This window comes from Streptomyces sp. WM6386 (genome assembly GCF_000972385.1).
Taxonomy (GTDB): domain Bacteria; phylum Actinomycetota; class Actinomycetes; order Streptomycetales; family Streptomycetaceae; genus Streptomyces.
Genome location: NZ_JXTE01000539.1, coordinates 1 through 415, shown reverse-complemented (window position 1 = coordinate 415; position 415 = coordinate 1). Strand labels below are relative to the sequence as shown.

Here is a 415-nt window from a genome sequence, read left to right as displayed (position 1 = left end):
GACGGCGAAGCCGCCCGGGTGCAGCACCGCTTCCCTGCCGCCCTGCACCACCATGCTCGCCCCGGACACCTGGCGACCGAGAAACAACCTGGGCTCGAGGTCGTCGCGGACCAATGCCGCGGTACACCTGACAACAGTCGCGTTGGACCTCACCGAGCAGATGTTCAAGGCCCCGACAGCATTGACCGTACCGACCGCCGAGATCCGTTCCGTCTGCGGATGGTGCTCGATGTCGACACGCACGACGCGGTCCCAGATCACCTCCCGAACGGCCTCGGCCCGGTGGGGCGGTGGTACGTGGGTCGTGTCAAACGTGATGGTCATACGGCCTCTCCTCCCCGTTCCCGTCGAGGCCGTCCGCAAGCGGGCGGAATCGGACGGACTCCCACTACGAGATGATCAGGCTGGTTGGGAA

The 415-nt window shown here is 66.3% G+C and carries 1 pseudogene; it reads right to left on the bottom strand.

Annotated features, from left to right (window positions below):
- Positions 1-324 (bottom strand): annotated as a pseudogene (locus TN53_RS42605) (AraC family transcriptional regulator); the annotation flags it as partial.
- Between the last annotated feature and the right edge of the window lie 91 nt (positions 325-415).